This window comes from Okeania sp. (assembly GCF_983059655.1).
On record NZ_CEZPJD010000319.1, the window covers coordinates 1 to 8,752 of the forward strand.

9 protein-coding genes are annotated in these 8,752 nt (G+C 36.6%); 5 read left to right on the forward strand and 4 right to left on the reverse strand.

Features of this window, described 5'->3' with window-relative positions; translation table 11 throughout:
- Positions 1–268 precede the first annotated feature (268 nt).
- Positions 269–913, reverse strand: a complete 645-nt coding sequence (locus tag AC3DU7_RS17845) for an IS200/IS605 family accessory protein TnpB-related protein (RefSeq protein WP_488040661.1) — start codon at positions 911–913, stop codon at positions 269–271.
- 13 nt (positions 914–926) lie between these two features.
- A complete protein-coding gene (locus AC3DU7_RS17850; protein WP_488040662.1) occupies positions 927–1,580 on the reverse strand; it encodes an RNA-guided endonuclease InsQ/TnpB family protein in 654 nt (217 codons plus the stop codon).
- A gap of 262 nt (positions 1,581–1,842) precedes the next feature.
- On the opposite strand from AC3DU7_RS17850, the gene menB reads away from it, so the two are divergent.
- Positions 1,843–2,691, forward strand: coding sequence for a 1,4-dihydroxy-2-naphthoyl-CoA synthase (menB, locus tag AC3DU7_RS17855; RefSeq protein WP_488040663.1), 849 nt, complete (start codon positions 1,843–1,845; stop codon positions 2,689–2,691).
- 790 nt (positions 2,692–3,481) lie between these two features.
- On the opposite strand, the gene AC3DU7_RS17860 is transcribed toward menB, so the two are convergent.
- Entirely contained in the window at positions 3,482–3,697 is a 216-nt protein-coding gene (locus AC3DU7_RS17860) for a hypothetical protein (protein WP_488040664.1), read from the reverse strand.
- Positions 3,698–4,122: 425 nt separating this feature from the next.
- Positions 4,123–4,677 carry a DciA family protein gene (locus tag AC3DU7_RS17865; protein WP_488040665.1) on the reverse strand — a complete coding sequence of 185 codons (555 nt, stop codon included), beginning with the start codon at positions 4,675–4,677 and terminating at the stop codon, positions 4,123–4,125.
- A 76-nt stretch (positions 4,678–4,753) separates the two neighbouring features.
- On the opposite strand from AC3DU7_RS17865, the gene AC3DU7_RS17870 reads away from it, so the two are divergent.
- From AC3DU7_RS17870 to AC3DU7_RS17885, 4 genes are all read left to right on the forward strand, one after another.
- Positions 4,754–6,013 carry a hypothetical protein gene (locus tag AC3DU7_RS17870; RefSeq protein WP_488040666.1) on the forward strand — a complete coding sequence of 420 codons (1,260 nt, stop codon included), beginning with the start codon at positions 4,754–4,756 and terminating at the stop codon, positions 6,011–6,013.
- 586 nt (positions 6,014–6,599) lie between these two features.
- Positions 6,600–6,785, forward strand: coding sequence for a hypothetical protein (locus AC3DU7_RS17875; RefSeq protein WP_488040667.1), 186 nt, complete (start codon positions 6,600–6,602; stop codon positions 6,783–6,785).
- A 781-nt stretch (positions 6,786–7,566) separates the two neighbouring features.
- Positions 7,567–7,722: a hypothetical protein gene (locus AC3DU7_RS17880; protein WP_488040668.1), complete on the forward strand. Its 156-nt coding sequence runs from the start codon at positions 7,567–7,569 to the stop codon at positions 7,720–7,722.
- A gap of 160 nt (positions 7,723–7,882) precedes the next feature.
- Entirely contained in the window at positions 7,883–8,599 is a 717-nt protein-coding gene (locus AC3DU7_RS17885) for a PspA/IM30 family protein (RefSeq protein ID WP_488040669.1), read from the forward strand.
- Positions 8,600–8,752 lie beyond the last annotated feature (153 nt).

Genomic DNA, 8,752 nt, shown 5'->3' on the forward strand with positions numbered 1-8,752 from the left:
ACAGAAGGAAAATATTTCCTTGTCTGAGGTTCATCATCAGTATAAGTCCTCAGCCACTTATTCATTGCTATCGGTCGTAGTTCACCTGGGACGGGAGAAAACTTAAATCTATCAACCATAGTACAACAAAAAAATGCTAGTTCAACATAAGCAGGATATCAAAGGATTGACTAAAAAATAGGTGATATAACAGTAAATAGAGATAATCAGGTTTGAGATTAGTTAAATAAAGCTGTTAGATATCTATTGACTACTCCCCGGACTCAAGTCACGGGGATTCTAAGCAGATACTACGCAACAGCGATTTATCCGTGTTGCTCCGTTTCTTCTTAGCTGACCAAAGATACACTCTTTGGGGACAAGTCAAAGTGCCCCTACACAGTTGGCTTAAGTTTAACCTTAGCCTTCTGCTTACTTTTGCAATTATATTTGCAGCCCCGTTACAGTCTGCATTAATTAACCAATTATTACTACTTCTATACAAACCACGCTTGATTCTTTTTCCTGACGGTTTCCAATCATCGGGTTTTTCACCATAAATAGGCAGATCGTCACCATCTAAAAACGAAGCTATACTTGTATAACTTTCCTCAGTTTCTATAAATATAATCCCATACTCAGAGCATAATTGAGCTATTCTTTCTTTCAGTCTAGCTGTGGGAATTGGTACAAATTCTGAATTACTTTTTTTTCCTAATTTTATTTGATTTTTCTGACCTTTATTCCAACCAAATACAATTGTACCAATAGAATTTTTTACACAATGATTAATTACTATTCTGGCTGCTTTATTTATACCGTCACGCATTTGACGGTTACGCTTTTCAGTAATAGAAGCTAGTCTATTTGACCAAAATCCAGTCGGTTGATTTTCTTTGATAGTTGATACTTGTTTGTTGTACCAACGATTCATTGATTTGAGATGTTTACCATCTACAACCCGTGCTTGTTCCTACATTAGATACACAGGTCAACCAATTATTTAAACCGTGGTCTATCCCTAATACATTTTCTTGATTTAATTGAGGTTTAATTACTACTTCTTTTTCATAGACAAATTCCCAATAAAAACATTTGTTTCTCGGTAATAGCCTCAGTTCTTTGAGAGTAGAGAATGCTAGATTACTAGGCTTTCGTATTAAAAAGCTATCTATTCCAAACCAGCGTTTACAGGTATTCCCTAGTGGGACTCTAATTTGATTATCTTTAAGTTTTAATGCTTGCTTGGGGTAACTAACTGTAGCCATTCCCCCTTTTTTTCTGTACTTAGGAATACTTGGTCTGTCTGATACTTTTCCTTCACTATAGGCCTTAATTAAACCATAATAAGACCTAAATGATTCAGCTACAGTTCTCAATATTTGTTGTGCTGCTTGAGAATATAAAACTTTGTAATGATAGTTGTGTTTATAAACTTTTTCCAAGTCAAACTTACCCAGAGTTTTGTGAGACTTAAAAAATAATTGCCGACCATAATATATTCCCATGTTAGTTAGCTTGTGAGACTCTTCGCATAAGAATGTTAAGATAGCAATTAATTCGGGATTTTTACCTACTAAAACTTGCTGGCAAGAGTACATTTGAAACGAGGGTTGGATGGCTTTATTGTGAGTAATAATAGCACAATACAAATTTAGTTGTCTAGTCTAAACGACTCGGTTGTTTTCATCCACCGGTTAAAATACGGGGGCCTTCAATGTGGCTTTTCGGTCAAATAAAATACATCGGATTAAAATCCGACTCCTCGCCTTTCATCCATCCCTTAAAAGACGATGGCTTTCATGCTCCCGTGTTATTTAGGTAATCTGGTGAAAACAAAATCTCTATCAACTTCTAAAAAATATGAGTAATCAGCCTTTACAAATAAAGTGGCAAATTGTTAAAGAGTATAGCGATATTCTTTACCACAAAACTGATGGAATTGCCAAAATAACTATTAATCGTCCCCACAAACGCAATGCTTTTCGTCCTAAAACTGTATTTGAACTTTATGATGCTTTTGTTGATGCTCGTGAAGATCCAAATATTGGAGTGGTTTTGTTTACAGGTGCTGGACCTCACACGGACGGTAAGTATGCTTTTTGTGCTGGTGGAGACCAAAGCGTAAGAAGTACAGCAGGTTATGTTGATGAGGCTGGAGTACCAAGACTGAATGTATTGGACTTACAACGTTTAATTCGCTCCATGCCCAAAGTTGTCATTGCTTTAGTTGCTGGATATGCTATTGGGGGGGGTCATGTTTTGCATATTATTTGTGACTTAACTATTGCTGCTGACAATGCAATTTTTGGTCAAACTGGACCTAAAGTAGGTAGCTTTGATGGTGGTTTTGGGGCCAGCTATTTAGCTAGAATTGTAGGTCAGAAAAAGGCAAGGGAAATTTGGTTCCTCTGTCGGCAGTATACAGCTCAAGAAGCCTTGGAAATGGGCTTGGTGAACTGTATTGTACCTATAGAGGAACTAGAGATAGAGGGCATTAAGTGGGCTTCAGAAATTATGGAAAAAAGCCCGATCGCTATTCGTTGCCTCAAAGCGGCTTTTAATGCTGACTGTGATGGGCAAGCTGGTCTACAAGAATTGGCTGGTAATGCCACTCTTTTATACTATATGACAGAGGAAGGAGCTGAAGGTAAAAAAGCATTCCTAGAAAAACGACCTCCAGACTTTCGTAGATACCCTTGGTTACCTTAGACTGAGGTTCTCCCCGGCCTAAAGACAGCAGAATTCTAATATCACTTTAGGCTTCCTCTTCCGTTGAGTCGGCTTACTTGTGCAACATTTAACCTTATCAAATCTATTCATCACTGAACATCTTTGATAATAGTATGGCATTACCGTAACAGTAAAGGCAGATGAGCTGCAAAGCTAATCCTTAAAGAACTAGCGCGTCCGAGACCTTTCTTCTCCTTTGATAACAGAAGAATCGTTTTCAGAAGGGTAGTGCTGGTATCCGAGCTAACTTCGCCTGGCAGCTAAAATCTACCGAACTGTTTCCAAAAGGCATTTTTTCCTATATCTTACCAGATTTAAGTTGATTTTTGAGCGTTCAAAATCTCAAAAATCAAGGAAATGGATAGGTTTAACAAGGTTTTTGGTTAATAGTTGCGTCTCTGAGTTTTCCCATTCAAGCAGAGGTCGATACTATTTAGCTAGGCGTTATTTTCTCTGCACTTCAGGGTAGTTGATTGTTTCATCTAAAAATGTGTATTAGAAAATGGGGGGGGTGGAGGATTGAGATGACCGAGTGATAAGGTGATTATCGAAAAGCCTAATGCACTATTTTAGATGAAACGGTCCAGTAAGGTAAGGATAAAAATTTAGCTTTTTTTTACTCAGATATTAACTTATACTTATCATATTAACTAACTCAAACTTTGTCAGTTAGTTGATCTAAAAAAATTGGATATAAACCTTGTCTTCATAGCAAGGATATCAAACAATCTCTTTAAAAATCAAAGAAAAAAAGCTTTTAACTTGGATTTCAGGTAAAACTAACTACTTCCAAATTTTGATCGATTTGCTGATTCCAGATAGCGATACTTTCAATATTTTCCCAGGATTTACTAAAAGGAGATGAAGCTAATGAACAAGCTTTCCAATTACTTTCAACTGGTGTTGTTAACTTTTGACAAACACCACCACGTCTCCCTTCTGGCAAATAGTATCGACAATTACGACAAACTACAGTGGGTTTCATAAAAAATTTTCCTAAATTTAATTGAGTCTATCTTAAATATTTTGAATCCCAGTGATTTGCGGTTTTAACCTATTAAATCCATTGTGATATCTAGATTCTGAATATCCCTATCAATTAAATAAAATTTATATTATTTTTATAATTGCTTTATAAACAGAAACATTTATGTAAAATTCAGCAAGAGAAAATGTATTAATTCATACATTATCTCAGTAAACTTGATAGGGATCAAGTTAAAAGGTAAGTCAGATCGAAGTAAAATATATGATATTTAAACCCACTAATGGAAAAGATTTTGCCTCAAAGCTCATAAAGATAGACTAAAAAAACTATCAAAAATTTTTAGCCACCGACTTAATATAGAAATTAATGTTTTTGTCTTTTAAATTACATTTAAGGGATTAAAATTATGAAATAATTAAAATTTAACTTGATGACCACTGTTTAGTAGCACAAATTGCACATACTGACCAACGTTGAATTTCTCCCGGAGGTGTAGGACATTGGCATTGAGGGCATAGAGGTAAACCTTGAGAGCGGGTATTGATCGCTTTAGCCCAATTTTTAAATGTGGCTTGAGGGCTTTGATTTTTGTGAGTCGAGTCTTCCAAGGTTACTTTTTGAGATTGAGGAATCATGCTAGGATGCTCTAGCCAATCATTCTTTTCACTTTGCATCGATTTATGAGAGTCAATTGTGTGCCAGTGAGCAGCAGAAAACTTGATATTTTCCAGGGGTCTTGGTAAAAGATGATTGAGCCGACCTAAAAGTTGGGGGACTCGAAAACTAAGCTCTTGAGACAAAGCAGCACTAGATGTTGCTACATATAAAACTCCTCGGTCTATATATAGAGGTTTAGTTCGGGTAGCCATAACTCCTAAAACTTGCTCCCAATATTCCATCAGTTTTAGAAACTGTTGTTGTTGGGGCTCCATAATTTTGAGATAGCCTAAAATCTGATTGAGAGATTGAAAATCCATAGTCGTTTTACAATAGTTGGGACATTCTATCTCAAATATAAAATTTATTTATTGAGTAAGTAACAGGAGTTATCAAATGAGTCAAAGTTCTTTGGCTAAGTCCACAAAAAGCTCTATATACCAATTGAATCCAACTTTGCAAGCTGTAATGGACAGCTTAGATGTACAACTAGAAGCAGAATTAACAAGATATCGCAAGTACCGCAAGCGAACAGAACAATCACAAGTTTCTCAGCAAAATAGTAATAAACAAATTTATAAAACACCCGAATTAATTTCTGTATCACCAGGAGATGACCAAACAACATCCCCATTACCTTTATCGGAACCAAAATCTTTACTAGAAGACCCTAAAATATCCAGTACTTCAGCTAACAAAAATTCACCAGTAGAGATCGAACCTCCAACTCCATCAGAACTTACTATGGCCAACAGAGGTGATGCAGAAGCTCGCAATGGCGAGAAACAAACATCTCAATTAGGTACGGATAATTCCACAGTGCCAGATGACAACCTTGAATCTTCAGAAAAACTCCTAGAGAGTCTAGACAAATTAAAATCGCGTCGTCAGGAACAACCTAATTACTTAGGAAGTTTGTTTACTCCTCTAGGAATAATTTCCATGTTTCTGTTTTTGATTTCTTGTACAACTTTGGGTTATGTTCTGATGAACCCATCAGGTCTGAAAAATCTTGGTTTAGACCGTTTGTTAAGAAATACTTCAGCTCAACAAGATACAGATGAGACTACTGCTGGTAATGGTCAAAATAGAGAGGAGCAACCTTTACCAAAATCTCCTGACTTGGCATCTCAAGAATTTGTAGATTTAGATTTGAACACCTTAAGTAATGTTAATCCTCAACCTAGCCAGTTCCCATCTCCCACTGCAACATTGAAACCCGCAGTACCACCTCCAATATCGGGAAGTTCTAATACTGTGGCACAACCTACTTATAAACCAGGTGCAGAACTTGATAATCTCAGCAGCACCTTATTACCTCAGTCTACTCAATCTGCTAATCAACAGTCTGTTGTAACTACTCCATCTTCTCCAGTGCCATCTCCAACAGTAAAAAATTCTGACAGTTCTCAAATAACTACTCCTATACAGTCAGAGAATGGTTGGTATTACATTGTTGTTGATTATGTGAATGAAGAGTCTTTATACAATGCACAGCAAATAGTCTCAGATGCTTATATTCGTGAAACGTCTAACGGTATGAAGATACAAATGGGAGCTTTTTGGGACCCAGCAAAAGCAAAGGAATTTCTCCAAGAATTACGGCAGGAAAAACTTGATGCGAAGTACTATAAGTTACCACCTGAGAATTATTAAAATTATTGGCCTAAGTTAATTTTAACTCCCCCAACGGGAAGTCCCACGTTATCCCGTTTTGCTAGCGCATAACTGCGTTAACGGCTGTCGCCGTCATGTTTGCGTAGCATGACCTAGGAAAAGGCAGAGCCTAGCGGCAGCTATTAGGGGAGCATCGTATGGAAAAGCCGGGCCTTATATTTGTGGTTTGTCCTTGATTTTGATACAATAGTTAGCGTATAAAGGTCGATACTACAATGTTCAAGAAAATATTCAGTTATTAACAAATATTAAATGGTTATGTCGAGTTCCTTTTAGGATAACATCTGCAACTAAGCTAGTAGAAAATATAGATACATCAAGTTGGATTCGTAGTCCGATTCAGGGATATAGGTATCAAGAAGTGGAAAAAACTTATGCAGGAATTCTCCAAAGATGGTTAGTGGTAGAAAGTCAAAAACGTTGAGAATCAGATTTAAAACATCTAGAGAAAAAAATTAAAAACGAGGAAGTAGAAGCCCATAAAAAACTCCGGCGATTAACATCTGAAAAGTTTGCTTGTATACCAGATGCCCAAAAAGCAACTAAGCCGTTTTTCCCAAAATGTTTGTATCATCAATTAACCGGAATTAATATCCAACAAATAGAAGATAATAATAATGGAGATTTCTGTTATCAAGTACAAGGTAAAATAAATGTTTTTATAGAAAAAATTGAGCTGGATAAAAAGCGAGCAAGTAAATTTATATTAGCCACAAATGTTCTAGATAATGCTGCACTAACTACAGAATAAATATTGTCTAAATATAAAGAGTAACAATCAGTGGCAAAGAGGCTTTAGGTTTCTCAAAGATCCTCTCTTCCTCGAAAAATAGTTATGTATCTGACCCAAAAGAACAAAATTAGAAACCTGTCTAACCAGCAATTTACAGCCTTAAAATAATTGTGTAGATTGTCCAAAAATATATACAATGTCGGGCTTTATTCTATATGACAGTTCTATTTTTCTGAGGGCGGATATCTTAATAGCAGTTTTCATTAACATAGAGTACAGAGATTTTGGTTTAAGAGGTTGTCTGAAAAGTCTCATTTGCTACATCACTCGCCCCCGCGCATCCCCCAATTTTGGTGGACTTTTACCAGCTAATGGATTCTTTTTCCCCCCAGAATTGGCTTGCTCAGGGGGCAAAATTTAGTATTAAACAACTTTTCAGATATCCTCTAAAGGCAGAAGGCAGAGGGCAGCAGTTTTGTAGTCTACCTTTGTGAAAACCGCTATAAGATATGAATCAAATTACTATTACTGCAAAGATAACGAAAGCGTTTGCGTAGCATTCCCTAGGAAAGCTCCTCTGTAAGAGGCAAATTGGCAACTGCTTCAAACCGATATTGCACAGCAAACTTTAAAAGTTGTAAATAGGTCTTTTAAGTCGTTTTTTAACTTAATCCAGAAAGCTAAAGAAAGTCTATCTCGTTGGAAACAAATACGATTACCTAGATACCTCAAAAAAGCAGGGTATTTTCCTTTAAAAATAACTCGAATTAAGGTAAAAAATGGCTACTTTAATATTCCAATGTCTAGTAAATTTAAGGCTGAATATGGTGCAGTTAAAATTCCCTTTCCCGAAACATTAGTAGGTAAAAACCAGAAGAAAGTTAGAATAATTCCTAGATATAATGCTAGGTTTTTTGAAGTAGAATTTATTATAGAAGAGAAACCACTTTCTTAGTCAATTAACCATACCAATAGACAGGTAGTTTAGGACTTATGCCGATAATGCTCCGAATCAGGGGAAATATTTTTCCAACTTTTTCCTGTTCCCTGTTCTCTGTTCCCCGCTATAGATAATATCAAAATATAATAAATAATAATTAAGAGGGATAGTCTTTATGGGACTTTTAGACCGTGTTTGGCGGGTAATTCGTGCTAATGTTAACACTTTAATTTCTGGTGCGGAAGATCCAGAGAAGGTTCTGGAGCAGACAGTGACAGATATGCAAAATGACCTGGTGAAACTACGGCAGGCAGTGGCACAGGCGATCGCTACTCAAAAACGTACAGAACGACAATGTTCTCAAGCTCAGTCTACTGCAGATGAATGGTATAGGAGAGCGCAGTTAGCTCTGCAAAAAGGCCAGGAAAATTTGGCACGGGAAGCTCTAACTAGACGCAAGTCTTACCAAGAAACTGCTACAGCGATGAAAGTTCAGGTCGGACAGCAGAAACAGGTAATGGAAAGGCTGAAGCAAAATATGAGACAGTTGGAACAAAAAATTAGTGAGGCTAAACTAAAAAAGAATATGTATATTGCCAGGGCACGTTCTGCTAAAGCCTCGGAAAAGTTAAATGAAATTTTGGGTACTGTGAATACTGGTAATGCTTTAAGTGCTTTTGATAGGATGGAAGAGAAGGTAATGCAGCTTGAAGCTAAGTCTGAGGCGATCGCTGAGTTGGGAACTGATAGTTTAGAAAAACAATTTGCTTCTTTGGAAAAAGGTAATGATATTGAGGCTGAGTTAGAGGCGATGAAGGCGGAAATGTTGCCTGGAGGAACTAATTCTCAATTACCAATCCAAGATAGTTCTAATCTCAGAAAAACAGAATAATTATTTTAAATTCTATCAGTGTTGTTTAAAGAGGACTCCCATTATAATCTTTGATTTAACGGTGAGATGAATTTAAACCAGCAATTAATTGAGCGGTAGCGAATCCTTTAATTGAGCTTGAGGTCGTTTTGGCAAACTTTTACAGTAATCTTG